The organism is Dactylosporangium roseum, assembly GCF_025264685.1.
In the GTDB taxonomy this organism is placed as follows: domain Bacteria; phylum Actinomycetota; class Actinomycetes; order Mycobacteriales; family Micromonosporaceae; genus Dactylosporangium; species Dactylosporangium roseum.
In genome coordinates this window covers 1,750,330-1,775,353 of sequence record NZ_CP073721.1, presented here as the reverse complement: position 1 = coordinate 1,775,353, position 25,024 = coordinate 1,750,330, and the positions used below count along the sequence as shown (strand labels likewise).

22 protein-coding genes are annotated in these 25,024 nt (G+C 71.8%); 7 read left to right on the top strand and 15 right to left on the bottom strand.

Annotated elements, in window-relative coordinates:
• The first annotated feature begins 21 nt into the window (after nucleotides 1–21).
• Entirely contained in the window at nucleotides 22–573 is a 552-nt protein-coding gene (locus Drose_RS09045; protein WP_260727721.1) for a DUF3000 domain-containing protein, read from the top strand.
• A 61-nt stretch (nucleotides 574–634) separates the two neighbouring features.
• Here Drose_RS09045 and Drose_RS09040 read toward each other — a convergent pair whose 3' ends face one another.
• Both Drose_RS09040 and Drose_RS09035 read right to left on the bottom strand, forming a co-directional pair.
• The gene (locus Drose_RS09040) at nucleotides 635–1,432 is read right to left on the bottom strand and encodes a hypothetical protein (protein ID WP_260727720.1); all 798 of its coding nucleotides are present in this window, start codon (nucleotides 1,430–1,432) and stop codon (nucleotides 635–637) included.
• A 123-nt stretch (nucleotides 1,433–1,555) separates the two neighbouring features.
• Nucleotides 1,556–2,479 (bottom strand): S1C family serine protease, encoded by a 924-nt coding sequence (locus Drose_RS09035; protein ID WP_313900007.1) that lies wholly within the window; start codon nucleotides 2,477–2,479, stop codon nucleotides 1,556–1,558.
• Between the two features lie 427 nt (nucleotides 2,480–2,906).
• Between Drose_RS09035 and Drose_RS09030 the strand changes: the two genes are divergently transcribed.
• From Drose_RS09030 to Drose_RS09015, 4 genes are all read left to right on the top strand, one after another.
• On the top strand, nucleotides 2,907–4,178 hold the full coding sequence (locus tag Drose_RS09030) for an HRDC domain-containing protein (RefSeq protein ID WP_260727719.1): 1,272 nt from the start codon (nucleotides 2,907–2,909) through the stop codon (nucleotides 4,176–4,178).
• 150 nt (nucleotides 4,179–4,328) lie between these two features.
• Nucleotides 4,329–5,522, top strand: a complete 1,194-nt coding sequence (locus Drose_RS09025) for a thiolase family protein (protein WP_260727718.1) — start codon at nucleotides 4,329–4,331, stop codon at nucleotides 5,520–5,522.
• Complete coding sequence (locus Drose_RS09020) at nucleotides 5,519–7,588, top strand: 3-hydroxyacyl-CoA dehydrogenase NAD-binding domain-containing protein (RefSeq protein WP_260727717.1); 2,070 nt, start codon at nucleotides 5,519–5,521, stop codon at nucleotides 7,586–7,588. Before Drose_RS09025 ends, Drose_RS09020 begins: the two co-directional genes overlap by 4 nt.
• A 122-nt stretch (nucleotides 7,589–7,710) precedes the next feature.
• Nucleotides 7,711–8,808: a peptidoglycan DD-metalloendopeptidase family protein gene (locus Drose_RS09015; RefSeq protein ID WP_260727716.1), complete on the top strand. Its 1,098-nt coding sequence runs from the start codon at nucleotides 7,711–7,713 to the stop codon at nucleotides 8,806–8,808.
• Here the strand turns inward: Drose_RS09015 and Drose_RS09010 are convergent.
• The 11 genes from Drose_RS09010 to Drose_RS08960 form a co-directional block, all read right to left on the bottom strand.
• A complete protein-coding gene (locus tag Drose_RS09010) occupies nucleotides 8,777–9,076 on the bottom strand; it encodes a hypothetical protein (protein WP_260727715.1) in 300 nt (99 codons plus the stop codon). The genes Drose_RS09015 and Drose_RS09010 overlap by 32 nt on opposite strands.
• Nucleotides 9,077–9,253: 177 nt before the next feature.
• Nucleotides 9,254–10,474 carry a sensor histidine kinase gene (locus Drose_RS09005; RefSeq protein WP_260727714.1) on the bottom strand — a complete coding sequence of 407 codons (1,221 nt, stop codon included), beginning with the start codon at nucleotides 10,472–10,474 and terminating at the stop codon, nucleotides 9,254–9,256.
• Nucleotides 10,471–11,136 carry a response regulator transcription factor gene (locus Drose_RS09000; protein WP_260727713.1) on the bottom strand — a complete coding sequence of 222 codons (666 nt, stop codon included), beginning with the start codon at nucleotides 11,134–11,136 and terminating at the stop codon, nucleotides 10,471–10,473. The genes Drose_RS09005 and Drose_RS09000 overlap by 4 nt, the downstream gene beginning before the upstream one ends.
• 195 nt (nucleotides 11,137–11,331) lie before the next feature.
• Nucleotides 11,332–12,636 (bottom strand): PQQ-binding-like beta-propeller repeat protein, encoded by a 1,305-nt coding sequence (locus Drose_RS08995; protein ID WP_260727712.1) that lies wholly within the window; start codon nucleotides 12,634–12,636, stop codon nucleotides 11,332–11,334.
• Between the two features lie 202 nt (nucleotides 12,637–12,838).
• Nucleotides 12,839–14,233: an outer membrane protein assembly factor BamB family protein gene (locus Drose_RS08990; protein ID WP_260727711.1), complete on the bottom strand. Its 1,395-nt coding sequence runs from the start codon at nucleotides 14,231–14,233 to the stop codon at nucleotides 12,839–12,841.
• 84 nt (nucleotides 14,234–14,317) lie between these two features.
• Nucleotides 14,318–16,273 carry a 1-deoxy-D-xylulose-5-phosphate synthase gene (dxs, locus tag Drose_RS08985; protein WP_260727710.1) on the bottom strand — a complete coding sequence of 652 codons (1,956 nt, stop codon included), beginning with the start codon at nucleotides 16,271–16,273 and terminating at the stop codon, nucleotides 14,318–14,320.
• 421 nt (nucleotides 16,274–16,694) lie between these two features.
• Nucleotides 16,695–17,870, bottom strand: a complete 1,176-nt coding sequence (locus Drose_RS08980) for a hypothetical protein (RefSeq protein WP_260727709.1) — start codon at nucleotides 17,868–17,870, stop codon at nucleotides 16,695–16,697.
• Nucleotides 17,871–17,986: 116 nt separating this feature from the next.
• Nucleotides 17,987–18,322 (bottom strand): hypothetical protein, encoded by a 336-nt coding sequence (locus tag Drose_RS08975; RefSeq protein WP_260727708.1) that lies wholly within the window; start codon nucleotides 18,320–18,322, stop codon nucleotides 17,987–17,989.
• The gene (gene aroD, locus Drose_RS08970) at nucleotides 18,315–19,040 is read right to left on the bottom strand and encodes a type I 3-dehydroquinate dehydratase (RefSeq protein ID WP_260727707.1); all 726 of its coding nucleotides are present in this window, start codon (nucleotides 19,038–19,040) and stop codon (nucleotides 18,315–18,317) included. Before aroD ends, Drose_RS08975 begins: the two co-directional genes overlap by 8 nt.
• A gap of 150 nt (nucleotides 19,041–19,190) precedes the next feature.
• Nucleotides 19,191–20,351, bottom strand: a complete 1,161-nt coding sequence (locus Drose_RS08965; RefSeq protein WP_260727706.1) for a class I SAM-dependent RNA methyltransferase — start codon at nucleotides 20,349–20,351, stop codon at nucleotides 19,191–19,193.
• Complete coding sequence (locus Drose_RS08960) at nucleotides 20,341–22,398, bottom strand: APC family permease (protein WP_260727705.1); 2,058 nt, start codon at nucleotides 22,396–22,398, stop codon at nucleotides 20,341–20,343. Before Drose_RS08960 ends, Drose_RS08965 begins: the two co-directional genes overlap by 11 nt.
• A gap of 100 nt (nucleotides 22,399–22,498) precedes the next feature.
• On the opposite strand from Drose_RS08960, the gene Drose_RS08955 reads away from it, so the two are divergent.
• Both Drose_RS08955 and Drose_RS08950 read left to right on the top strand, forming a co-directional pair.
• Nucleotides 22,499–23,164, top strand: a complete 666-nt coding sequence (locus Drose_RS08955) for a potassium channel family protein (protein WP_260727704.1) — start codon at nucleotides 22,499–22,501, stop codon at nucleotides 23,162–23,164.
• A 3-nt stretch (nucleotides 23,165–23,167) separates the two neighbouring features.
• Nucleotides 23,168–23,860 (top strand): potassium channel family protein, encoded by a 693-nt coding sequence (locus tag Drose_RS08950; RefSeq protein ID WP_260727703.1) that lies wholly within the window; start codon nucleotides 23,168–23,170, stop codon nucleotides 23,858–23,860.
• Between the two features lie 30 nt (nucleotides 23,861–23,890).
• On the opposite strand, the gene Drose_RS08945 is transcribed toward Drose_RS08950, so the two are convergent.
• Both Drose_RS08945 and Drose_RS08940 read right to left on the bottom strand, forming a co-directional pair.
• Nucleotides 23,891–24,580 carry a DUF3159 domain-containing protein gene (locus Drose_RS08945; RefSeq protein WP_260727702.1) on the bottom strand — a complete coding sequence of 230 codons (690 nt, stop codon included), beginning with the start codon at nucleotides 24,578–24,580 and terminating at the stop codon, nucleotides 23,891–23,893.
• 20 nt (nucleotides 24,581–24,600) lie between these two features.
• Nucleotides 24,601–24,993, bottom strand: coding sequence for an OB-fold nucleic acid binding domain-containing protein (locus Drose_RS08940; protein WP_260729663.1), 393 nt, complete (start codon nucleotides 24,991–24,993; stop codon nucleotides 24,601–24,603).
• Nucleotides 24,994–25,024 lie beyond the last annotated feature (31 nt).

Genomic DNA, 25,024 nt, shown 5'->3' with positions numbered 1-25,024 from the left:
TTTCTCTCTTAGTCTTCCGTTATGGCGCCACAAATCGCGACTCCTCCGACGTTCACCCGCGCGGTGGAGGAGCTGCGTGCCGTGACCGCCCGGCCGGAGATCACGCTGGAGGAGTTGCCGGCGCCGCAGCGGCTGGCACCGTTCGCGCACGCGATGGGCGGCACGGTCCTCCGGCACGGCGACGAGGTCGCGACCGGGCGGCTCATCCTGCTCCACGACCCGGCCGGGCACGACGCGTGGGACGGCACGATGCGCCTGGTGACCTACGTGACCGCCGAGTTGGAGGCGGAGCTCGCCGCCGACCCGCTGCTGCCGGGCGTGGGCTGGAGCTGGCTCACCGACGCCCTCGACGGCCACGGCGCGGCGTACACGGCCATCGGCGGCACCGTCACGCAGACCCTCTCGACCCGGTTCGGCGACCTGGCCGGCCCGCCGACGGCGGCCGACCTGGAGATCCGTGCGTCGTGGACGCCGACCGACGACGACATGCAGGCCCACGTCCACGCCTGGTGCGCGCTGCTGGCCTCGACGGCGGGACTCCCACCGCCCGGGGTCACCGCCCTGCGGGCGTGAAGCGGGCATGAGCAAGGCCGGCGCCCGGGAGCGCCGGCCTTTCGGAATCACTTGCCCGAGATCAGATGCCGAGCAGGGTCGAGGCCTCGTCGCAGGGCTTGTCCAGCTCGTTGAGCTTGTTCTGCATCGTGGTCTGGTCGCCCTTGTTGGCGGCTTCGATGAACTGCAGCAGCAGCGTGAGGCACTTGCCGATGACGTCGCGCTGGCGCTTCGCCTCGGTGCTGTCGGCCTGGGTGCCACGCAGGTCCTGCTGGGCCTTGGTCAGGTCGTTGGCCTTCTTCTGCAGGTCGGACTTGGTGGTGTCCAGGTCCTTCTGCGTCGAGTCGAGGGTCTGCTGACGCTGTGCCGAGAGCTTCTCCGACTTGTCGAGCTTGCCGCTCTTGTCGATGTAGAGGCCGACGAAGACACCGGCGGCGATCACGGCGAGCGCGAGCAGGCTCGCGAGGATCGGGACCGCGATGCCCTTCTTCTTCGGCTGGTCGACGGGCGGGTAGCCGACCGGCTGGGCCGGGAACACCGGCGCGCCGGAAACCGGGCCGTACGTGTTGGGCGGGCCCGACATGGGCGGCCCGGACATCGGCGGAGCCGACATCGGCGGGTTGGCCTGCATCGGCGCGGTCGGCGGCGCGGAGACCGACGGGTCGAGGCTGTAGGAGCCCTCGTTGCTGTAGGTCGGTAGCTGCGTGGTGCTGTGGTCGTGCATCGGGGCCGGCTGCTGGGGCACCGGTCCGCCGTACGGCGAGACGGGCTGGTCACCGTAGGGCGCTGCCGGCGGCGGGTAGGCCCCGGCGGGCGCGTTCGGATCGGGGTAGCCGTATCCCTCGTTCGGGTTCCCCTGGGGGTTTCCGGGGTATGACATGTTCTTCCTCCTGGTGGTCCCGCCGGGCAGCGCCCGGGGGGAGTCGTTCGGCCGTCACGACCGGGACGCGACGACTGGTGGTGCCCCCGGCGAGGCCGGGAAACGTAGGAAACGGGATACGGATCAGCAGAAGCTGATCGTGTCGCAGACCACGGTGATCGGGATCGCCAGACCGATGCCCTCGGCCTCTCTCGCCTTCAGCGTCGCGACACCGACCACCTCCTTCTTCGCGTTGAACACGGGCCCGCCCGAGTTGCCCGGGTTGATGGCCGCGTCGAACTGCATGAGCTGCTCGCCCTGCATCGTCCGGAACGCGCTCACCACGCCGGTGGTGACGGTGTCCTCAAGCCCGTACGGGGATCCCACGACGAGCACGGGCTCACCCACCTTCGGTACCGCCCCGGCCGGAACCAGCCGCGCGAACTGCTCGTCGGAGTGCAGCACGGCCAGGTCCTTGTCCGGGTGCACCTCGACGATGCGGGCCGGGAAACGCTGATCGGTGCGCTCGAGGCTGACGGCCCGCTCGTTCTTCACGTACGCCTGCTCGACCACGTGGTAATTCGTGATCAAGTCGGTGCCGCCGCCCGCGGAGGCCTTGCCGATGGCGAACGCGGTGCCGGTGGAGTACCTGGTGGAGACCCGGAACACGCTCGGCCGCACGCTCGCGGCGACCTCGGCGGCGTCGAGGCTGCCGCCGGTCTTGGCCTCGATCTTGTCCGCGCGACCCTCCAGCGACTTGAGGCGCTCCTCGTCCGTCTTCTGCGCGGCGGCGGCGCGGTCCTCGGCCTTGCCGAGGCGCTGCTGCAGGTTGACGATGAACGCCGCCTGGACACCGGCCACGATCAGCAGGATCACCGCGAGCGTCAGGGCGAAGGCGGCGACGCCGTTGCGCCGGGCGGGAGCGGTCATGGGCGGCGCGCTGTGCGGCGGCGGGCCCACGGGCGCCGAGACCGGCCACGTGCTCGTCTGCTGGGCAGGGAGGGAGCCCGTGTTGGCCGGGATCTGCTCGGCGCTGGACACCGCCGGCAACGATCCGGTGGACGTCATCCGCGGAGGGAGTGGACCGAGTCGCTCCGGTTCGTCGGCCGGGCGGTCTGTGTGCCGCGGCCGGTCGAACGAATCGGAGGTGCCGGAAGCCACCGGGTTGGAGGGGTCATACCCGGCCGTCATGCTTCTCGTTTCCTTCCTGTTACGGTTCCGCCCGTTTCGCCGGACGTGTGCCCACCCGCAGGCAGCCATGTCGCAACGTCATCGGTCGGCCTCACCCTAGACGGCCAGCACAAGCCTCGCGACCTCCGAGGCAACCTCTGGACAGAAGCAACCTGCCGACAGGACCGGTTGTCCTGCGCACGCGACCGTACCGGTTGACGCGGGCGCCTGTCTGACCCATATCAAGGTCGCGGGAAGGTCCCAACAACCCGACGCGCCGGACCGGCTGCACCGGCGCGCCTGCGGCGCAACGTACCGTGGTCGCGTGACCGACGAACCCCCCGCGCGGCGTCGGGACGAGGAGCCAGACAGTCCGGACAAACCGGACGACAAGACCGAGCCCGTCCTGCTGACCGCCCCCCGAGACGGGACACCCGACCCGATCGTCGACCGGGCCGAGCTGGCGCGCGCCGTCGAGCGCTTCGCCCAGGGCACCGGCCCGGTGGCCGTCGACGCCGAGCGCGCCTCCGGCTACCGGTACACGCATCGCGCGTACCTTGTTCAACTGCGCCGTGCCGGCGCGGGCACCGTGCTCATCGATCCGCTGCCCTTCGGCCAGTTGCCCGAGCTCGACGAGGTGATCTCCCCGACGGAGTGGGTCCTGCACGCCGCCAGTCAGGACCTGCCCTGTCTCACCGAGCTTGGGCTGCGCCCCACCCGACTGTTCGACACCGAACTCGCCGCGAGGTTGTGCGGGTTCGAGCGGGTCGGCCTGGCCGCGCTGACCGAGTCGCTGCTGGGCTACACGCTGGAGAAGCATCACTCGGCGGCGGACTGGTCCACCCGACCGCTGCCGGCCTCCTGGTTGACGTATGCAGCACTCGACGTCGAGCTGCTGCTCCAGCTACGCGACACCCTGACCGAGGAACTACACCAGCAGGACAAGACCGAATGGGCCAAGCAGGAGTTCGCGGCGCTGGTGGCCTCGGCCGGCGACCCGCCGCGGGTCCGCGCCGACCCGTGGCGCCGCACGTCGGGCATCCACCGGGTCCGCGGTGCGCGCGCCCTGGCCCGGGTGCGGGCGCTCTGGCAGGCCCGGGACGAGATCGCGCAGCGGCGCGACGCCTCCCCCGGCCGCGTCCTGGCCGACGCCGCCATCATCGCCGCCGCCGAGGCGGATCCGAAGGACGAGCGCAGCCTGCTGGCTCTGGCCGGCTTCGGCGGCCGCTCGGTGCGCCGCCTGGCGCCGACCTGGCTCACCGCGCTGTCCGACGCCCGTGCCCTGGCGGACAAGGCACTGCCCACGACCCCGCCGTCGGAGGGCCCTCCCCCGCCGCATCGCTGGGCCGAGCGCGACCCGGCGGCCGCGGCGCGCCTGGCCCGGTGCCGCGAGGTGGTGACAGGCTTGGCGACGGCACATCGGGTGCCGCCGGAAAACCTCATAGCCCCGGATTCGGTACGCCGTCTGGCCTGGTCCCCTCCGGAGGAGTTGACGGAGGAGGCGGTGGCGGCGGTGCTGGCCGGCTACGGCGCACGGCCGTGGCAGGTGGCGCTGGTGACGCCGGGCCTGACCGCGGCACTGCGCCTCCCGGCCTGAGCCTTCCGTACGGCACGCGCCCGCTCCGAGTGAACACTCTCGAGCGGGCGCGTGCCGTTGTTCGCGTCCCGGGGATGTGGTCCGGTCCACTGCCCGCCGACACTTACTGGCGAGTAACATTGGGCGCAACTCGTTGCTAGGAGGACTCCCGTGCCCCGTCCCGTCCGCGACGTCGTCTTCGTCGACGGCGTGCGCACCCCGTTCGGCAAGGCCGGTGGGATGTATGCCAACACCCGCGCCGACGATCTCGTCATCCGCTGCATCCGGGAACTGCTGCGGCGAAACCCGCAGTTGCCGCCCGAGCGGGTCGACGAGGTCGCCATCGCCGCCACGACGCAGACCGGCGACCAGGGCCTGACCATCGGGCGCACCGCGGCCCTGCTGGCCGGGCTGCCCAAGACCGTCCCCGGCTACGCCATCGACCGCATGTGCGCCGGTGCCCTGACCGCGGTGACCACCGTCGCCGGCGGCATCGCCTTCGGCGCCTACGACGTTGCCATCGCCGGCGGTGTCGAGCACATGGGCCGTCACCCGATGGGTGAGGGCGTCGACCCCAACCCGCGCATCCTGGCGGAGAAGCTGGTCGACCCGTCCGCGCTGGTCATGGGCTCGACCGCGGAAAATCTGCACGACCGCCTGCCCGGCATCACCAAGGAGCGGGCCGACCGGTTCGGCTATGCGTCGCAGGTCAAGACCGCCGCCGCGTATCAGGCCGGCAAGCTCCAGCCCGACCTGGTCAGCATCGCCACCCGCGACCCGGAGGCCGGCTGGGGCCTGGCGACCGTCGACGAGGCGCCGCGCGAGACCAGCCTGGCGAAGCTCGCCACGCTCAAGACGCCGTTCCGCCCGCACGGCAAGGTGACCGCGGGCAACGCGGCCGGCCTCAACGACGGTGCCACCGCCGCGATCATCGCCGCCGAGGACGTCGCGCGGGAGCTGGGCCTGCCGGTCGGCATGCGCCTGGTGTCGTACGGCTTCGTCGGCGTCGAGCCCGAGGTCATGGGCTACGGCCCCGTCCCGGCGACCGAGAAGGCGCTGAGCCGGGCCGGCCTCACCATCGAGGACGTCGGCCTGTTCGAGCTCAACGAGGCGTTCGCGGTGCAGGTACTCGCGTTCCTCGACCACTTCGGCATCGCCGACGACGACCCGCGGGTCAATCCTTGGGGCGGCGCGATCGCCGTGGGCCACCCGCTCGCCTCCTCGGGCGTGCGGCTGATGACGCAGTTGTCGCGGCAGTTCGCCGAGCACCCCGAGGTGCGGTACGGCCTGACCGCCATGTGCGTCGGCATCGGCATGGGCGCATCCGTGATCTGGGAGAACCCCAACTGGAAGGGCGACAAGTGACCACGGCGATCCAGAACCCGAACGAGGTCGTGACCAGGGCGCTGCTGCGCTTCGTGACGCTGCCGAGCCGCGAGCGGGCCGCGCTCATCACGCTCGACAACGGCTTCGACCACACCAAGCCGAACTCGTTCGGCCCCGGCGGCCTGGCCAGCCTGGAAGCGGCGATCGACGAGGCCGTCGCGGCGCGGCCCAAGTTCATCGCGCTGACCGGCAAGCCGTACATCTTCTGCGTCGGCGCGGACATCACCGGCATGCCGCTGCTGACCTCCCGCGAGCAGGCGCTGGAGCTCGGACGGTACGGCCACCGCGTCTTCCGGAAACTCCGCGACTCCACCGTGCCGACCTTCGCGTTCGTCAACGGCGCGGCGATGGGCGGCGGGCTCGAGGTCGCCCTGCACTGCCACTACCGCACCGTGAGCAGCGGCGCCGCGGCGCTCGCCCTGCCCGAGGTCGCGATCGGCCTGGTGCCCGGCTGGGGCGGCACGCAACTGCTGCCCAACCTCATCGGCATCGCCGCGGCCGCGCAGGTCATCCTGCAGAACCCGCTCACCCAGCAGCAGCTCAAGCCGGCGCAGGCGCACGAGCTGGGCATCGCCGACGCGATCTTCGAGCCGGCGGACTACCTCGAACGCTCGCTGGAGTGGGCCGAGGGCGTCGTCGACGGCACGGTCACCGTGACCCGGCCGGAGATCGACCGGGAGATGTGGGACGGCGTGCTGTTCTTCGCCAGGCAACAGCTCGACGAGCGGCTGCACGGCGCGGTCAACAGCGCGAACCGTGCCCTGGAGCTGCTGGCGCTGGCCAAGGAGGCGTCGTTCGAGGACGGCACCGCCGCCGAGGACGAGGCCCTCGCCGACCTCGTCATGGGCGACCAGGCGCGGGCCAGCCTCTACGCCTTCGACCTGGTGCAGCGGCGCGCGAAGCGGCCGGCCGGCGCCCCGGACAAGGGCCTGGCGCGCGACGTCAACAAGGTCGGCATCGTCGGCGCCGGCCTCATGGCCTCCCAGCTCGCGCTGCTGTTCGTGCGCCGCCTGGAGGTACCGGTCGTGCTGACCGACCTCGACCAGGAGCGCGTCGACAAGGGTGTCGGCTACGTCCAGGCCGAGATCGACAAGCTGGTGTCGAAGCGGCGGCTCGACCCGGGCAAGGCGGCGAAGTACCGGGGGCTCGTCAGCGGCTCGGTCGACAAGGCCGCGTTCGCCGACGCCGACCTCGTGCTGGAGGCCGTGTTCGAGGACCTGAAGGTCAAGAAGCAGGTCTGGGCCGAGATCGAGAAGATCGTCCGCGACGACTGCGTCCTGGCGACCAACACCTCGTCGCTGTCGGTCACCGAGCAGGCGGCCGACCTGGCTCACCCGGAGCGCGTGGTCGGGCTGCACTTCTTCAACCCGGTCGCCATGATGCCGTTGCTGGAGATCGTCCGGGCGGCGCGGACCGACGACGCGACCCTGGCCACCGCGTTCGCCGTCGGCAAGGCGCTGAAGAAGTCCGCGGTGCTCGTGAAGGACGCGCCGGCGTTCGTCGTCAACCGCCTGCTGACCCGCTTCCTCGGCGTGGTGACGTCGTCCGTCGACGAGGGCACCCCGATCGACGTCGCCGACTCGGCGCTCGACCCGCTCGGCCTGCCGATGCGGCCGATGGCGCTGCTCACCATGGTCGGCCCGGCCGTCGCGCACCACGTCGCCGAGACGCTGCACCACGCGTTCCCCGCCCGCTTCGGCGTGTCGCCCAACCTGGCGAAGGTGGTCGGCGCGGGCAAGCGCGGCTTCACCGACGCCGACGGCAACCCCGACCCGGAGGTGCTCGCCCTGCTGGAGGTCGGCGACCGGCCGTCCACCGCGGAGGAACTGCGGGAGCGGGCCACCGAAGCCCTGGCGCAGGAGATCCGGCTCATGCTCGACGAGGGCGTCGTCGCCGACGCGCGCGACATCGACCTGTGCATGATCCTGGGCGCCGGCTGGCCGTTCCACCTGGGCGGTGTGACGCCGTACCTGGACCGGGAGGGCGTCTCGGAGAAGGTGACCGGATCCCGGTTCCTGCCCCCGGGAGTGGCGAACACCCCGTAACCCCTCATACGAGGGAATATCGACCGAACCACCCGCATCGGACCCCGCCGGCGCTTAGCGTTGGCGGGGTTCGCGCGCGGTCCCCCCGGCCGCACGGCTCGTTCCGGCCACGGGGGTGCACCATGCGCAAAATCGTTCTGCTGGCCGCTGTGCTCGTCGGCGCGTTGCTGCCGGCCGTCGAGGCGCAGGCGGCCCAGGCGGCGACCGTCGTCTCACCGAAGCGACCGCTCAACGTCCGCGCCGGCGCCGCGGTCTGGACCGCACCGCTGCGCACGCTGCCGCACGGCTCGCCGGTGACCATCGTCTGCCAGGTGCGCGGCCAGCTCATCAACCAGGGCAGCGTCCGCGTCACCGACCGGTGGGACCGGCTGAGCGACGGTTCGTACGTCTCCGACGCGTGGATCGGCCGCCCTCAGCAGGCGCCACCGCCGTGCGACACGGCACCCGCGGCCGCGGCACCGGCTGCCGGTGCCGCGGCCGGTACCACCACGGGCACCGTGGCGAGCGGCTCGATCCCGCTGAAGGCCCGCACCGGCCCCGCGCACGGTGCACGGCTGATCTCGGCGCTGCCCGACGGCACGCCGCTGACGCTGGTGTGCCAGGTGCGCGGGGAGAACATCGCCGGCCTGGTCCGCACCACGCCGATGTGGAACCGGCTGCCCTCCGGGACCTACGTTTCCGACGCGTACGTGCGGCGCGGCGCCACGCCACCGGCGTGCCCGGCCGCGGCACCGCCGGCCGCTCCGGTCACCGCCGCGCCGGGCGAGCAGTGGGTCAGCCCGCTGCCCGGGTTCTCGGCCCGGCCGGGCTTCCGGACCGCACGCAACCCCAACCACATCGGCGTCGACATCATGGCGTTCACCGGCACCCCGATCCGCGCCGCGTCGGCGGGGACGGTGGTCGAGGTGGTGTGCAACATCGAGGCCGGCCAGAGCTGCGACCGGCCCGGCAGCGCCTCGGTCCGGGGCTGCGGCTGGTACGTGAAGCTCCAGCACCCGGGCGGCATGTCGACGCTGTACTGCCACATGGTGCGCCGCGCGGTGGTGGAGCCGGGCCAGAAGGTGGCGGCGGGCCAGATCATCGGCTACGTCGGCAGCTCGGGCAACTCCTCGGCGCCGCACCTGCACTACGAGGTGCACGTCAACGCGCCGCCGACCGGCCCGCACAACGCCATCGACCCGCTGCCGTTCATGCGCACCCACGGCGCCCCGATCGGCTGATCCGGAGCCCGCGCGTCAGCGACAGCGGGTGTCCGATCGCGAAGTCGCTGAGCTCCTTCGCGGACACCAGCAGCAACTGCTCCGCGAGGCCGCCGTTGTTGGTGGTCAGCGCCAGCGTGTCGGCCCGGTGGACGGTCTCGGCGGCCCGGAGCGCGGAACGGTTCACGGAGATGCCGACGGCGCCGATGCCCAGCAGAAGCGCCGCGCTGACGCCCCACGACGAGCCAACCGCGCAGCCGCATCCGTGGCTCCTCCCCCTGATCCCCACCTATAGGCAGAAGATCGGCCCCCCACCCCAGCCTTGAGCAGTTGTGCCCGCGATCACCCCCGCTTTTCTGCGTCGATCTTGCAGTTGTGGTGCCTGACAAACCGGGCATTCGGGGAGTGTCGCGGCACCATAACTGCAAGATCGACGCAGAAAGAGGGTGGGGTGGAGAGGGGTTGCTCAGGCGGCTGGGCGCTCGGTCGCGATCGGCACCGTTGCCGTTCCGGAGAGCAACGGCGTGACCGCCGCCGCCGGCAGGCTCACCGTCACCTCCAGGCCGCCGCCCTCCAGCGCGACCGCGCTGACGCCGCCGCCGTGCGCGTCGCAGACCGCCCGAACGATCGACAGGCCGAGGCCCGATCCACGCGCGCCGGTGCGCTCCCGCCCGCCACGGCGGAAGGGCTCGAACAGCACCGGGACGTCGGCCGCGTCGACCTCGAACCCGGTGTTGCCGACCACCAGCCACGCCAGGGTCTCGTCGGTGCCGGTGCGCACCCACACCCGGCCGCCGAGGTGGTTGTAGCGGACCGCGTTCTCGATGAGGTTGCCGGCGAGGCGGTCCAGCAGGCCCGGGTCGCCGACGACGTTGGCCGGCGCGAGATCGGTGCGCACGTCCAGGTTGAGCCGCTTGATCTCCTTGCCCATCGCGGACATCGCCACCGCCACGCCGGTCGCCAGGTCGGTGCCGACCTTGCGGCCGAGCCGCCGGCCCGCCTGCGCCTCGGTCCGCGCGAGCAGCAGCAGCGACTCGACCAGCGCGTTGGCCCGCATCGACGCGTCGCGCACCACGGTCGCCATCCGCCGGTACTCATCGACGTCGGCCTCCGGGTCGTCGAGCGTGACGTCGACCTCGGTGCGCATGACGGCGAGCGGCGTGCGAAGCTCGTGTGAGGCGTTCGCGACGAACCGTTTCTGGGTCTCGAACGCCTCGGCTATTCGGTCGAGCATCGCGTCGAACGTCTTGGCCAGCTCGGAGACCTCGTCGTCGGCCCCGTCGTAGTTGATCCGCGCGTCGAGGGTCTCCCCGGACAGCCGCTGCGCGGTCGTGGTCACCTTCTGCAGGGGCCGCAGGGCCCGCCCGGCGACCACGTAGGCGCCGGCCACCCCGACCGCGCCGATGAGCAGCAGCGCCAGGCTGCCCCGGGTCAGCAGCTCCCACTCGGCGGCGTCGACCAGCTCGGTCTGCCACTGCCGAGCGTCGACCTCGGTGCCGTTCTCCAGCACCACCCGGGTGCCGGGTTGCAACTGGTCGGCCGGCTTCATGGCACCGTCCACCAGGATGTACGCCAGAACGACCAGCACCAGGCCGGCGCCCACCAGCAGGATGCCGTTGAGGAGGGTGAGCCGCAGCCGCAGAGTGGGCCGGAAGAAGGCCGCGCGGCGCGCGTCGTAGATCGTCATTGTGGTTCCCTGGTGCGGTATCCGGCGCCGACGACGGTCTCGATGAGCGCCGGGTCACCCAGCTTCTTGCGCAGCGTCATCATCGTCACCCGTACCGTCGTGGTGAACGGGTCGGCGTTGGCGTCCCAGACCCGCTCCAGCAGCTCCTCGCTGGACACGACCGCGCCGCGCGCCTTGAGCAGCTCCTCCAGCAGCCCGAACTCCTTGCGGGTGAGGTCGAGCGGCTGGCCACCGCGGGTGGCGACCCGCTTGGCCTGGTCGAGCACGAGATCGCCGATGGTGAGCACCGGCGGCGCGGCGGGCGTGGCCCGGCGGCCGAGCGCCTGCACCCGGGCGACGAGCTCGCTGAAGTCGAACGGCTTGGGCAGGTAGTCGTCGGCGCCGATCTGGAGGCCCTCGACCCGGTCGGCCACGCTGCCGCTCGCGGTGAGCATGATGACCCGGGTGAGCGCGCCGGAGGCGACCAGGTCGGCGCAGATCTCGTCGCCGTGGGTGCCGGGCAGGTCCCGGTCGAGGACGACCACGTCGTATCGCGTCACCATGGCCATCTCGTGCCCCGCGGTGCCGTCGTAGGCGACGTCGACGGCCATTCCCTGCCTGCGCAGCCCGCGAACGATCGCGTCGGCAAGGCTCTGCTCGTCTTCGATCACCAGCACACGCACGCTGTTCCCCCCACCCGGAATCGGGCCAGTCTCGTCCACCGGACGTGAAGTCCGCGTGAACAAGCCTAGGACCCCGGCAACCGCCCCAGATGTACCGAGTCCCCCGCCGGCCGGGCACGACGGCGGCCGCCGCGGATCGGCCCCGACGAGTCACCCCCGGTTCAGGTTCCCCGCAGGAGCGCTCCGCCGCCGCCGTCAGGCCACCGGGAGGCGCAGCAGCAGCACCTCGTCCGCCGCCGTGCGACAGGCCACCAGCGCGGCGTCGAGCTCGCACCCCACGAGCCGGCCCTCCACCGTCGCGAACGGGGTCACCTCCGGCCCCGCGGACCAGGCCAGCAGCGTGCCGTCCGGGGACTGGAGGCCCAGCAGCATCCGCGCGCCGTCGATGCCGAGCACGTCCCAGCCCCGCAGCTCGGTCGCCGCGAGTCCGGTCGCCGGATCCAGCAGCGCGACCCTGCCCACCGCCGGCGCCGCCAGCAGGCCGCCGGGCACCGCGGTCAGCGGGGGCCGGCCGGACGCGGTCCACAACAGCACCCCTGTCGCCGAGTCCAGCACCGCCGTGCGCTGGCCGGTGACACACAGCGCACCCGCGCACGGCCGGACGGTCAGCCGGTCCGTCCGGCCGGACGCCGGGCCGGTCGGCACGTGTGACTCCCAGCGCCGCCGGAAGTCACGGCCGTAGGCGGTGAGGACCGTGCCGGAGGCGTCCCAGCCGGCGACGATCAGCAGGTCGCCGGCCACGGCGAACAGGTCGCCGGCGAAGACGCCGGGCACGGGCGAGGACCGCGCGCCGGTCGCGAAGTCCACGATGCTCATCCCGCCCTGCTTGTCGAGCAGCGCGGCCCACGCGGCGCCCTGCTCGGCGGTGTCGACCGCGACGCGGGTGCCGGGCTCCACCGGCACCTCCCACAGCGTGCGGCCCGCGCCGTCGATCGCCTGCCAGCGCAGCGTGCCCGCGATCGGGGTGTTGGCGGCCAGTGCGCCGCACCCGTCGGACCACAGGCTGCGCAGCACGACGGTCCCGGCGACGCCGGGCGGGGTGCGGACCGGGACGCCGGTCGCGTGCCAGCGTTCCCACCCGGTGCGCAGGTCGACCGCGAACGTGGTGCCGGTGACCCCGGACCGGCACAGGTCGGGCGACAGCACGGCGAGGTCGCCGTCGGTGGTGACGAACGACAGGGTCGACAGGCCGTCCGGCGTGTACGTCCACCGGGTGCTGCCGTCGGCCGCGTCGAACGCCTCGACCGGGGTCGGGGTGCGGTCGCTCTCGAGCACGAACAGCGCCCCGCCGGTCAGGTGGAACTGCCCGTTTCGCAGCGGCTGCCGGGTGACCTCGTGCGGTGGTTCCGGCAGCGGTACCGCCGAGGCGAGCGACAGCACCAGGGCGGCCGCGGCCAGCAGTCCCCACCCGCGGGGCAACCCGGCGGGGCGGGCGTCGACCTCCGCGGCCCAGCCGTCGTCGACCACACCCAGGTCGATGGTGACCGTGCTGACCGGCACGCGTCCATTGTGCTGATGACGACGGGTCGGTGGCAGCCTCCAGACGGACAGGGCCGCCGGCGGCTCCCGGGGTGTCGCGAGATCGAGCTCGATGATCAAGCAGGGCCGCGAAGCAAAGCCCAACAGCCCCTTGTCAACCTGGCCAAGACCGATAATCCGGGCGCATGGCTCGGATCCGCCGCCATGCCGCCTGACCCCATGATCATGGGAGCTTCCACACCGTGAGGCCGCCGACGCCCGAGCAGACCAGATCGTCGCCGGCCGCCACGCAGGCCGGCGAACCGAACCAGTCGGTGGCCCGGCCGAAGACCGTGACCCGGCCGGAGCGCGCGTCCAGGACACCGAGCAGGGCGCCGCGCCCGTCCGCCTGTCTCCAGACGACGAGCGGGCCGATGCCCTGGCTCTGGAGGAGGTACCACCCCTCGTACCGCCGCAGGACCCGGCCGGTGCGCCCGTCGACGGTCGCGGCGATGCTGGAGAACGGCCCCTTCTCGTCCCATCTGCCGAGCAACAGGGTGCCGTTGCCGCGCTGGAGGACGATGTTGTACCGGTCGACGTGCCAGACCGGCTGCCCGGTGTGCGCGTCGAGCGCGTCCGTGCCGTTGCTGTCCCACACGCAGTACAGGTCCCCGGCGCACGGGAAGAGGCCGTGGTACGTGCGGCTGTCCTTGGCCTCCCAGTGCCAGAGCCGGCGGCCGGTGCGCAGGTCGTGGACGTCGGCACCGCGCTCGCCGGCCGCATAGAGCAGCACCTGGCCGCCGGCGGTGCCGGCGATGCCCGGCAGCGCCGTGCCGACGGCGAAGCCCGAGATCGTGCCCGACCAGTCCAGCCGGTGCGTGACGGTGACGGCGCCGGTGGTGACGTCGCGGAACCGCAGGACACCGGCCGGGCTCAGCTCCGAGATGCCTTTGATTGCCCAGTATCCGCTCTCCCAGTCGAAGGAGGTGACCGAGCCCTCGGGCACGTCGAACGACCAGATCTCGGCACCGGTCCGTTCATCGAGCGCCCGGTAGCGCTGCTCGTACTGCTCGGCGGGGGCGTTGACCGGCGCGTCCTGCGCGTCGTCGGTGATGGTCATGACCCGGTCGTCGCGCGTGACACCGGTCATGTCCTCGACCAGGAACCGGCCGGGTGTCCGCCCGGCCACCTGGATCCGCGAGCGCTCCCAGAGCCGTTCGCCGGTGGCCGCGTCGAGCGCCGTCAGCGTCTGGGTCGTCCCGTTCTCGTCCCCGCTCTCGGTGAGCAGCGCGACGACGTGCTCGGTCACGAAGCCGACGTGCTGCCCCCGCGAGACCGGCCGCGACCAGAGCCGGCCGCCGTCACGCACGTCCAGTGCCTCGACCACCGGGGCCGCCTGCTCGTACCGGCTGACGATGATCCGCCGCGCGGACAGTCCGATGCTGAGGACCGGCTGGTCGACGCTGAGCACCGGCCCGGTGTCCCGGCCGGGCGCCGCCGCGCCGAGCACCCCGGCGGCGACCAGCCCGACGACGGCGAACGCGAGCCATCGCCGATAGGCGCGGCGCCGCGGTGAGGGCGGCGGGTCCGGTGGTTCCCAGGGTGTGCTGAGGTCGAGCTCGATGATCGCGTCCGGCACGGATCCCCCTTCTCGCAGAGAAGAGAGTCCCACGACGCCGTCCCGGTTGCCGCCCCGCCGGACCGGCAACCGGGAGGACGGACGCTATCGCCCGGTGCGGGTGGCCGACGGCACGGCGATCGGGGTCTGGTCGTCGAGGCGGCTGACCCACTCGGTCACCTGGCGGGCGACGTCCTGGGCGGTGAGGCCCAGGTCGGCGAGGATCTCGGTGCGGGAGCCGTGCGGGTGCCAGCCCAACGGCACGCCCAGGTCGCGCAGCGGCACCCAGACGTCGGCGTCGCGCAGCGCCTTGGCGATCGCGTCACCGACGCCGCCGGTGCGCACGCCGTCCTCGACGGTGACGACCAGACGGTGTTCCCGGGCCAGGCCGACCAGCTCGACGGGCACCGGCCGGACCCAGCGCGGGTCGACCACGGTGACGCCGTAGCCCTGCTCGGCGAGCCGGGCCGCCGCGTCGACCGCGAGGTGGGCGAACGCGCCGACGCTCACCAGCAGCACGTCCTTGCGCTCGTGCTCGGCGAGCACGTCGACCCCGCCGAAGCCGTCGACGCCGCCGACGCGGCGCAGCGCCGGCAGGTCGGCCGGGACGGCACCGGTCGGGAAGCGCAGGATCGTCGGCCCGTCCTCGATGCCGACGGCCTCGCGCAGCTCCTCGCGCACGGTCTGCGCGTCACGGGGCGCGGCGAGCCGCAGGCCGGGAACGACACCGAAGACCGACATGTCCCAGATGCCGTAGTGCGAGGGGCCGTCGGGGCCGGTGACGCCGGCCCGGTCGAGCACGAACGTGACCGGCAGCCTGTGCATGGCGACGTCGAGCAGCACCTGGTCGAAGGCGCGGTTGAGGAAGGTCGCGTAGACGGCGACGACCGGGTGGAGACCGCCGATCGCGAGGCCGGCGGCGGAGGTCGCCGCGTGCTGCTCGGCGATGCCCACGTCGTACGCCCGCTCGGGGTACTTCCGCATCAGCTTGGCGATGCCGGTCGGCTCGGCCATGGCGGCCGTGATGCCGACGATGTCGGCCCGCTCGTCAGCGATCGCGACGAGCTCGTCGGCGAAGACGCCGGTCCACTTGAGCGAGGCGGGGGCGAGCAGCTTGCCGGTCTCGATGTCGAACGCGCCCGGCCCGTGCAGGCAGTCGGCCTCGTCCTCCTCGGCGGGGCGGTAACCGAAGCCCTTGCGGGTGACCGCGTGGACGATGACCGGCCCGCCGAAGTTCTTCGCCTTGCGCAGCGCCGACTCGACCGCCTCGCGGTCGTGGCCGTCGACCGGCCCGACGTATTTGATGCCGAGGTCCTCGAACATCGCCTGCGGCGCGACGGCGTCCTTGATGCCCTTCTTGACGGCGTGCAGCACCTCGTAGAGCGGCGGGCCGACCAGCGGCGTGCGGCCGAGGGAGTCCTTGACGACGTCGAGGACTTTCTCGTAGCTCGGGTTGAGTCGCAGGTTCGACAGGTGGTCGGCGAGGCCGCCGATCGTCGGCGAGTACGAACGGCCGTTGTCGTTGACGACGATGACGACCGGGTTCTTCGCCGCGGCGATGTTGTTGAGCGCCTCCCAGCACATGCCGCCGGTGAGGGCGCCGTCGCCGACGACCGCGACCACGTGACGCGGCTCACCGCGCAGCGCGAACGCCTTCGACAGACCGTCCGCATAGGACAGGGCGGTCGAGGCGTGCGAGTTCTCGATGACGTCGTGCTCACTCTCGGCGCGGCTCGGGTAGCCCGTGAGCCCGCCGCGCTGGCGGAGCAGGTCGAAGCCGTCCTGCCGGCCGGAAACGATCTTGTGAACGTAGGCCTGGTGGCCGGTGTCGAAGAGGAGCCGGTCCTTCGGGGAGTCGAACACGCGGTGCAGGGCGAGCGTCAGCTCCACCACGCCCAGATTCGGCCCCAGGTGACCGCCGGTGCGCGAGACCTTCGCCACGAGGAAGTCGCGGATCTCGGCAGCCAGCACATCGAGCTGCTCACCGGTCAGATTGCGGAGATCACCGGGCTCGCGGACCGTGCTCAGCAGGGACGCGGCCTCGATCTCTTCTGCACTCATGCCCGCCGAGTCTAGTGCTGCCCCGCACGGACGCATCTCGGCCGGACGAATCTTGACAGGTTCCACACAGACTCCCCAGGTCACCCCGCGGCCAGCGCCTGTTGCCCCAACTGAAGCCGGGTGGTCACCCGGCGACGAACAGGTTCTGCGGCTATATCCCGTTCACGCGGGATCAACCAAGGCCGCGAAGTTCAGCCCGACGGCCCCCGCCAACCCGAACAAGGCCGATAATTCGGGCGCGGGCCTCGGAGGTGTCGCCGCCGAGGGTGCCGGCCGGCACGCGCTGCGCCCCGATCCGCCGCCAGGCCGCTCGATCCCATGATCATGGGATCGAGCGGGAACGCGCCGCCCGGGGCCAGCGGCGACCGCGATCGACAGACACCCGCCCGGACAGGTGACCTCCCCGCTCATCCGCGGCGCGTCAGACGGCCGACGGGGCACCCCACTCGGGCGTCGACGGCGTGGCGATGCCGATCTCGGCGGCCAGGGTCGCCGTCGACAGCGTCTCGACCCGGGACCGCAGGTCGGCGTAGGCCGTCAGGGTGAGCGGCGCGGTGAACGCCGCGGCCGCCGCGGCCAGCACACTGCTGATGACCGAGCTGACGACGATGCCGACCACAACCGTCGTCGTGAACATCGGGCCCCCGGTCTCGAAGTCCGGGGTCAGCGCCTGCGTGCCACCGAACCCGAGCTGGACCACCTGCGCGATGATCGCGCCGACGATGCCGACGCCGATCGAGATGCCGGCGATCGTCGCGATACGGCTGACCGAGGCGCCCAGGTCGCGGTGGAATAGCTGGAAGCACCGGCTGATCACGTTGGTCCGCTCGAAGGTCACCACCGCCGGCAGCACCATGAACACCGCGGCGAGGTAGATCGCCGGCAACACACAGGCGCAGATGCCGGCCAGGACGATCAGGCCGGCCAGGAGCTGCCAGCCGAGCAGCGGAAAGACCCGCTTCGCCGCCGTCAACAGCGACGTGCCGAGGCTCGGCTTCAACCCGGCGGCGATCGAGACGCCGACGTGGTTGCTCGCGATCGTGATGGCGAACTGGACCAGAAAGGTCAGGAAGATCCCGACGACCGTGATGCCGAAGACGGCGAGAAACGGGGTGAGGTCCACCTCGGTCGTGGTGATCGTGCCGTCCGCGTTGGCCCGGGGTAGCTGGTCCTGTAGGTACAGCAGGTAGAGCGCCTGCGGGATGGCGACCAGCAGCGACATGACGACGCCGATGGCTTGTAGCCCGGCGAACAGCTTCCAGCCGGGCTTGAGCACGGCCATCGCCCGCTTCCACCAGCCGCCGTAATCCGGGCTGATCAGCGGGTCGTAGCCGGCCTGCTGACCGAAGACCGGCACGCCGTAACCGCCGGTGGGCGCGGCCTGGTAGTAGACGGGGTAGCCCGCCGAGGGGTCATACCCGCTCGGCGGCCCGAATCCCTCCGGCGCCGCCGGTTGGCCCTGCGCCGCCCAATAGGCCTGCGCCGGGTCACCGGCGGGCGCGGCCGGGTCGACGGGCACCGGAGGGCCCGCGGGCCCCTGACCCGGGAACGGCGGCTGGGCCGGCTGCTCGGGGCCGGGTGGCGGGGGTTGGGTCATGATTCCTCCGAATCGCGGATCGCGCCAGACGGCTCGACACAGAAGATAGGGCTCCCGCGCACATCCCGGCCTCCCGCCCACGGCGGTCGATGGTTCGCTGTGCGGGTGGGCACGGGTCACCGCGTCGGCGGAGCCACCATCGCCGAATAGACCGATGCCAGCGCGAACCCGGCCGCCCACAGGCCGGCGCACCACCAGATCGTCCGGCGCCCCGTCGCTGCGGGCTCCTTGCCGCGCAGGAGCTGCACCGCAAGCGTGGAACCGGCCACCATCAGCACGATCCCCGCCGTCCACACCGTCCAGGCGGCGGTGCTGCGCTCGATGTCCCGGGAGCGGCCGAGGCCGAGCGCGGCGCGGCCGAAGATGAAGAGGTAGACCACCGTGAACAGCACGACCGCCTGCGCGACGGACTTGCGGACGGCCCGCCAGGGGTCGCGGCGCGGTTCAGTCACGACGCCGCTCCGCGAACCGCGGGGAGAACGTCTCGAGCAGCCGCACCGTCTCGTCGAACGGTAGCTGGCCGGGCGCCGACCGTCCGCCGATCGCCGAATAGGTGATCCGCGAGCCCAGCAGCGGGAAGAACACCCGCGACGCGGCGCCCTCGGCGCCCATGCCGATGACGATCAGCCGCCGGGAGCTGTGCCGCGTGAGCAGCTCCGCCAGCGCCAGCAGATCGCCGGGGCCGTGCGCCATCGTGCTGATCTTCACCAGATCGGCCCCGGCGTCCGCCGCGCCCTCGACGATCTCGGTGAGCCGTCCGGCCGGCGGTGTGCCGGTGAAGTCGTGATACGACACGACGACGAGCCGGTCGTGCCGGCGCGCGGCGGCGACGACTCCGGGCAGGATCTCCTCGGACGACAGTTCGACGTCGACGGCGTCGACCTCGGGCAGCACCGCCTCGAACAGCCGCAGCCGCTCGGCCTCGCCGCCCGGCCAGGAGCCGCCCTCGGCCTTCGACCGGATCGTGGCGAGTGTCGGCAGGCCGCGGAACCGGCGCACCCGGTCGAGCACGTGGTCGGGCTCCACGGAGGAGTACCAGTCGACGCGCAGCTCGGCGACGTCGACCCGCAGGTCACCGACCCGGGCCGCGTCCCGCTCGGCGTCGTCGTCGCCGAAGCTCACCGCGACCAGTGGCACCTCGTCGGCGAGCCGCTCACGCAGCGTTGCCATGACTCCCCCTGCCTGTGAAACGACAGGGGGAGTCTACGGCGCCGCTCAGAACGGCCCCGTTCCGTCCCGTCCCGGCTCCGGCGGCGCGTGGCTGGAGCTCGCCGCCGGGGAGGAGCCGCTGGCCTGGCCCGCGGAGAGCGGATCTCGGCGTCAGCGGCGCTCCAGCAGGCCGATCGTCTCGAAGTGGTGGGTCATCGGGAAGCTGTCGAACGCGCGGACCCCGGTGAGGTCGTAGCCGTGGTCGCGGAACGTTCGGACGTCGCGGGCGACGGCCGCCGGGTCGCAGGCCACGTAGGCCACCGCCCGCGGCGAGCGCGCCACGATCTTCTCGACCACCGCGCGTCCGGCGCCCGCCCGGGGCGGGTCCAGCACCACCACGTCGACGCCGCGCCAGTTCGGGTTCGCCAGCACGGCGGCCACATCACCGCGGGCGAAGCGGACATTCGACAGGTCACGCAGTGCGCGCTGCCCGGTGGCCACCGCGCGGCGGTCCGCCTCGACCACGGTCACCGGGCCGCAGTGCGGTGCCAGGGCGGCGGCGAAGACACCGGCGCCGCCGTACAGGTCCCAGGCCCGTTCGCCCTCGGCCGGCCGCAGCATGTCGAGCACCGTCTCGGTGAAGGCCGTCACCGCGTGGGGATGGACCTGCCAGAAGCCGCTCGCGTCGAGGTTCCAGGTGCGGTCGCCGACCGTCTCGCGGACCTTCGGCACGGGCGACGCGATCCCGCCGGTGCGGGAGTCGCGCGTGATGACGGCCGTGTCACCCACCGAGGAGCGCACGGCCTCGACCGACGATCCCGGCGGCCAGTTTTCCCGCAGTACGGGCAGCGCCTGCACGGCCGGATGCGCGATCCGGCAGCGGTCGACCGGGACGATGCCGGACGAGCGGTGCCGGTGGAACCCGGGCCGTCCGTCCCGGCCGACGGCGTACTGGACCCGTGTCCGCCAGCCGAGCGGCCCGCCGGGCAGCGGCTCCACGGGTACCGTCGCGGAAACGCCGGCGAGGCGCGCCAACTGCTCCTCGATGACGTGTTGCTTGAGCCGGCGCTGGGCGCCGGGATCGGCGTGCTGCCAGTCGCAGCCGCCGCAGGCGCCCGGTCCGGCGAAGGGGCAGGGCGGGATGACGCGGTCGGGCGACGCCAGCAGGATCTCGATCGCGTCGGCGCGCAGGAAGCCGCGCCGCTCCTCGGTCACCCGGGCCAGCACCCGCTCGCCGGGCAGGGCGTGCCGGACGAAGACAACCTGCCCCTCGTGCCGTGCGACGCAGTGGCCGCCGTGCGCGACCGGCCCGACCTCCAGCTCAAGAATCACGGTGCTCCGGTGACGCGGCGGTGATCGCGGTCGCCGACCGGGTCGCGGCCGGCGTGGTGGAGGGCGAGCGCGGGCCGCGCTTCGGGCCTCGGCTCAGCGTCGCGTCCATCTTGTCGAGGTCGACGTCCTGCAGCGAGCTGAGCTGCCACGGCACGCTCGTGACCATCACACCGGGCTCGAAGAGCAACCGGCCCTTGAGCCGCAGCGCGCTCTGGTTGTGCAGGAGGTGTTCCCACCAGCGCCCGACGACGTATTCGGGGATGAAGACGGTCACCACGTCACGTGGCGCGTCGCGGCGCTTGTTGCGCACGAAGTCGAGGATCGGGCGGTTGATCTCCCGGTACGGGCTGTCGACGACCGTCAGCGGGACCGGGATGCCACGGCGCTCCCAGTCCTGCTGGAGTTGCCGGGTGTCGTGGTCGTCGACGTTGACGGTCAGCGCGGTGATGCTGTCCGGCCGGGTGGCCTGCGCGTAGGCGACGGCGCGCAGCGTGGGCCGGTGCACCTTGCTGACCAGGACGACGGCGTGGTTGCGCGACGGCAGGACCGGCCGGTCCTGCGCTGGCGTCAGCTCCCGCGCGACGGTGTCGTAGTGCCTCTTGATGCCGACCATCAGGAAGTAGATGACGATCATCGCGATGATGGCGATGTACGCGCCGAGCAGGAACTTGGTGACCAGCACGACCACGAGGACGGCGCTGGTCATCGAGAGCCCGATCATGTTGATCGTGCGGGAGCGGATCATCCGGTTGCGGGTCTGCCGGTCGCGGACGGTCCGCAGCAGGCGGTTCCAGTGCCGGATCATGCCCGCCTGGGAGAGCGTGAACGAGACGAAGACGCCGACGATGTAGAGCTGGATCAGGCGCGTGACCTCGCCCTTGAACCCGATGATCAGCACCATGGCGGCCAGTGCCAGCAGGACGATGCCGTTGGAGAACGCGAGCCGGTCGCCGCGGGTGTGCAACTGGCGGGGCAGGTAGCGGTCCTGCGCGAGGATCGAGCCGAGCACCGGGAAGCCGTTGAAGGCGGTGTTCGCGGCCAGGAACAGGATCAGCGCGGTGATCACCGCGACCACGTAGAGCATGATCGATCCGGCGCCGAACACCGTCTCGCCGAGCTGGGTGGTGACGGTCTTCTGCACGTAGTTGGCGGGGCCGCTCACGATCTGGTCCGGGCTCTCGACGAACTGCAGGCCGGTCTTGCGGGCCAGCAGGATGATGCCGAGCAGCATGGTGATCGAGATCGAGCCGAGCAGCAGCAGCGTGGTCGCCGCGTTTCTGCTCTTGGGTTCCTTGAACGCCGGGACGCCGTTGGAGATGGCCTCGACACCGGTCAGCGCGGCACAGCCGGAGGAGAACGTCCGCAGCAGCAGAAACGCCATGGCGAGCCCGGTCATGTGCGCCTCCTCGGCGTGGATGACCAGGCCGGCGCTGGGCGCCCGCAGATCCTCACCGAGGACGAAGATCTTGATGAGGCCGGTCACCAGCATGCCGATCATGACGATCATGAACCCGTAGGTCGGGACGGCGAACGCCGCGCCCGACTCCCGGATGCCCCGCAGGTTCACCGCGGTCAGCAGCGCGATCGCGATGATCGAGATGGCGACCTTGTGGGTGGCGACCCACGGGACGACGGAGCCGAGGTTGGCCACGCCCGAGGCGGTCGACACGGCCACGGTCAGCACGTAGTCGACGAGCAGCGCGCTCGCGACCGCCACGCCGAAGCGCGGGCCCAGGTTGACCGACGCCACCTCGTAGTCACCGCCGCCCGACGGGTAGGCGTGCACGTTCTGCCGATAGCTCGCCACGACTGTGAGCATCACCACTGCGACGGCGGCACCGATCCACGGCGAGATCAAGAACGCCGACGCGCCGGCGATGGAGAGCGTCAACAGGATCTCGTCGGGGGCATAGGCCACCGACGACAGGGCGTCGGAGGCGAACACCGGCAGCGCGATGCGCTTCGGCAGCAGCGTGTGCTTGAGCCGGTCAGAGCGGAACGGTCGACCCAGGAGCAGCCGCTTCAACAGGGAGGTCGGACTGGCCACGACATCTAAGCGTACGGGCCGTCACGCCTCCCGATGCACCGGTCTGGCCGGACCATGACATGCTCAACGGCGAGTGCTCATTCGACACGGAGGCGGGGACGTGCACGTCGTGATCATGGGATGCGGCCGCGTGGGGTCCACGCTGGCCCAGATCCTCGAAAATCGCGGGCACACGGTCGCGGTGATCGACATCGACGCGGACGCATTCCGCCGGCTGGGCTCGGAGTTCACCGGCACGACGGTCACCGGTGTCGGATTCGACCGCGAGGTGCTGCTCCAGGCCGGCATCGAGCGGGCCGACGGGTTCGCCGCGGTCTCCTCCGGCGACAACTCCAACATCATCTCGGCCCGCGTGGCGCGCGAGACGTTCGGCGTCGAGCGGGTCGTGGCCCGCATCTACGACCCGAAGCGCGCCGAGGTCTACGAGCGGCTCGGCATCCCGACGGTGGCGACGGTGCGCTGGACCGCCGACCGGATGCTGCGCCACCTGGTCCCCGAGGGCAACGTCGAGGTCTGGCGCGACCCGACGAGCACCGTCTCGATCGTCGAGGTGCCGATGCACCCCGACTGGATCGGCCACACCGTCGGCGCGCTCGAGCGGCGCAGCGGCGCCCGCCTCGCCTACCTCATGCGGTTCGGTCTCGCGATGTTGCCGACCGAGTCGACCGTGATCCAGGACGGCGACCTGGCCTTCATGCTCGTCACCGCCGAGACGGCCGGCCCGGTGAGCAAGGTCACCAGCCTGGCGCCCGAAGGGGGACACTGACCCATGCGGATCGCGATCGCCGGGGCCGGCAACGTGGGGCGCTCCATCGCCAGGGAACTGGTCGACAACGGCCACCAGGTCATGCTGATCGAGCGGGTGCCGAGCATGGTGCGCCCGGAGCGGGTGCCGGCCGCGGAGTGGATCCTCGCCGACGCCTGCGAGCTGTCCAGCCTCCAGGAGGCCGACCTCTCCTCCTGTGACGTCGTGGTGGCCGCGACCGGCGACGACAAGGTCAACCTGGTGGTGTCACTGCTGGCGAAGACCGAGTTCGCGGTGCCACGGGTGGTGGCCCGCATCAACCGGGCCGAGAACGAGTGGCTGTTCAACGAGCAGTGGGGTGTCGACGTCTCCGTCTCGAAGCCGCGGCTCATGGCCGCGCTGGTCGAGGAGGCGGTGTCGGTCGGCGACCTGGTCCGCCTGATGACGTTCCGCCAGTCCGAGGCCAACCTGGTGGAGATCACGCTGCCCGAGTCGGCCCCGTATGTCGGCCACCCGGTCCGCGACGTCCCGCTCCCCCACGACTCGGCCCTGGTCGCGATCCTGCGCGGCCGGCGAGTCCTGGTCCCGACCCCGGACGACCCGCTGGAGGCCGGCGACGAGCTGATCTTCGTGGTGACGTCCGAGATGGAGGACGCCGTCCGTGTCGTGATGCTGGGCGCCGACAGCGTCGAGAAGACGCGAAACAAGCACTACTGACCGTCGCCCGGCTCGCCGGGTCGACCAAGGTCAACGTGACTCGGCTGCCGCCTCGCTGCGCAGGATCCGGCGGGCCTGCCAGACCGTCAGGGCGGCCAGCAGCGCATAGGGTGGCCAGCCCAACGCCAGCCGGACCACACCGAGCAGATCGTCGGCGTTTTCGGCGGTGTCGCGGTAGAGCAGCACCTGCACGCCCAGCTTCGCGGCGTAGACGAACGCCCAGAGGACCGTCAGCCAGACGAACGCCCGGCGCAGGCGCGGGTTGTCGTACCAGCGGGTGCCGCCCTTGTCCAGCATCACCGACCACAGCCAGCCGACCAGCGGCCGGCCGAACACGACCGACGCCAGCATGCCCACGACGTAGCCGGCGCTGAGGAACATGCCCGGCAGGTAGATGTCCTTCGCGTCGCCGCTCTTCCAGGCGATGTACGCACCGACGGCGATGCCGAACACGCCGTTGAAGGCGTGCCGGGTGGGCTCACGCCGGCTCAGCCGATAGGCCGCCATGGACAGCGCGGCGCCCACCGCGATGATCAGCGAGGTGCGCAGGGACCACCACTTGAAATGGTCGCCGAGAAAGTTGACCACGATGAAGAGCGTGATCGGAATGCTGGACTCGACGAGCCCGCGCACCCCGCCCAGTTGCTCCGACATCTGGACCGAAAAGGACGGGAGCTGCTCCTCCTCGGTCTGGGTGCTGGTCTTACCGCCTTGCTGCATCCGGCCTCATCCGCGTCGGTCTATCGAGGGGTATCGAGCTCGTAATACGGGTTGTAGAGCACCTTACGGCCATCGCGGACCGCAATGCGCCCCTTCGCCGTGATCGCCCGACCCGGCTCGATGCCGGCGATGTGCCGCCGGCCCAGCCACACCAGTGTGACCAGATCGCTGCCGTCGAAGAGCTCCGCCTCCAGCGTAGGGAGGTTGGTGCGCGGGGTGTAGACGACGGTACGCAGCCGTCCCTTCAGGCTCACCATCTGACCCCGGCGGCATGCCAGCGCCGGCATGCTCCCGCACTCCTTGGCGTCGCGCTGCAGTTCCTCGGCGTCGAGCTCCGCCTCGCTCGCCGTCAGGCGACGCAGAAACTTCCGCAGCCCCCGCTGCTCCACCGCGCTGTCGCTGTCCGTGGCCATGATGACGGTGCCACCCTCCTTGGCTGTCATG

What these genes read in the sequence shown, in the direction of transcription:
- Drose_RS09045 (WP_260727721.1), top strand. Translation starts at nt 22, where the DNA reads ATGGCGCCACAAATCGCGACTCCTCCGACGTTCACCCGCGCGGTGGAG.
- Drose_RS09040 (WP_260727720.1), bottom strand. Translation starts at nt 1,432, where the DNA reads ATGTCATACCCCGGAAACCCCCAGGGGAACCCGAACGAGGGATACGGC.
- Drose_RS09035 (WP_313900007.1), bottom strand. Translation starts at nt 2,479, where the DNA reads ATGACGTCCACCGGATCGTTGCCGGCGGTGTCCAGCGCCGAGCAGATC.
- Drose_RS09015 (WP_260727716.1), top strand. Translation starts at nt 7,711, where the DNA reads ATGCGCAAAATCGTTCTGCTGGCCGCTGTGCTCGTCGGCGCGTTGCTG.
- Drose_RS09005 (WP_260727714.1), bottom strand. Translation starts at nt 10,474, where the DNA reads ATGACGATCTACGACGCGCGCCGCGCGGCCTTCTTCCGGCCCACTCTG.
- dxs (WP_260727710.1), bottom strand. Translation starts at nt 16,273, where the DNA reads ATGAGTGCAGAAGAGATCGAGGCCGCGTCCCTGCTGAGCACGGTCCGC.
- Drose_RS08980 (WP_260727709.1), bottom strand. Translation starts at nt 17,870, where the DNA reads ATGACCCAACCCCCGCCACCCGGCCCCGAGCAGCCGGCCCAGCCGCCG.
- aroD (WP_260727707.1), bottom strand. Translation starts at nt 19,040, where the DNA reads ATGGCAACGCTGCGTGAGCGGCTCGCCGACGAGGTGCCACTGGTCGCG.
- Drose_RS08950 (WP_260727703.1), top strand. Translation starts at nt 23,168, where the DNA reads ATGCGGATCGCGATCGCCGGGGCCGGCAACGTGGGGCGCTCCATCGCC.
- Drose_RS08945 (WP_260727702.1), bottom strand. Translation starts at nt 24,580, where the DNA reads ATGCAGCAAGGCGGTAAGACCAGCACCCAGACCGAGGAGGAGCAGCTC.
- Drose_RS08940 (WP_260729663.1), bottom strand. Translation starts at nt 24,993, where the DNA reads ATGGCCACGGACAGCGACAGCGCGGTGGAGCAGCGGGGGCTGCGGAAG.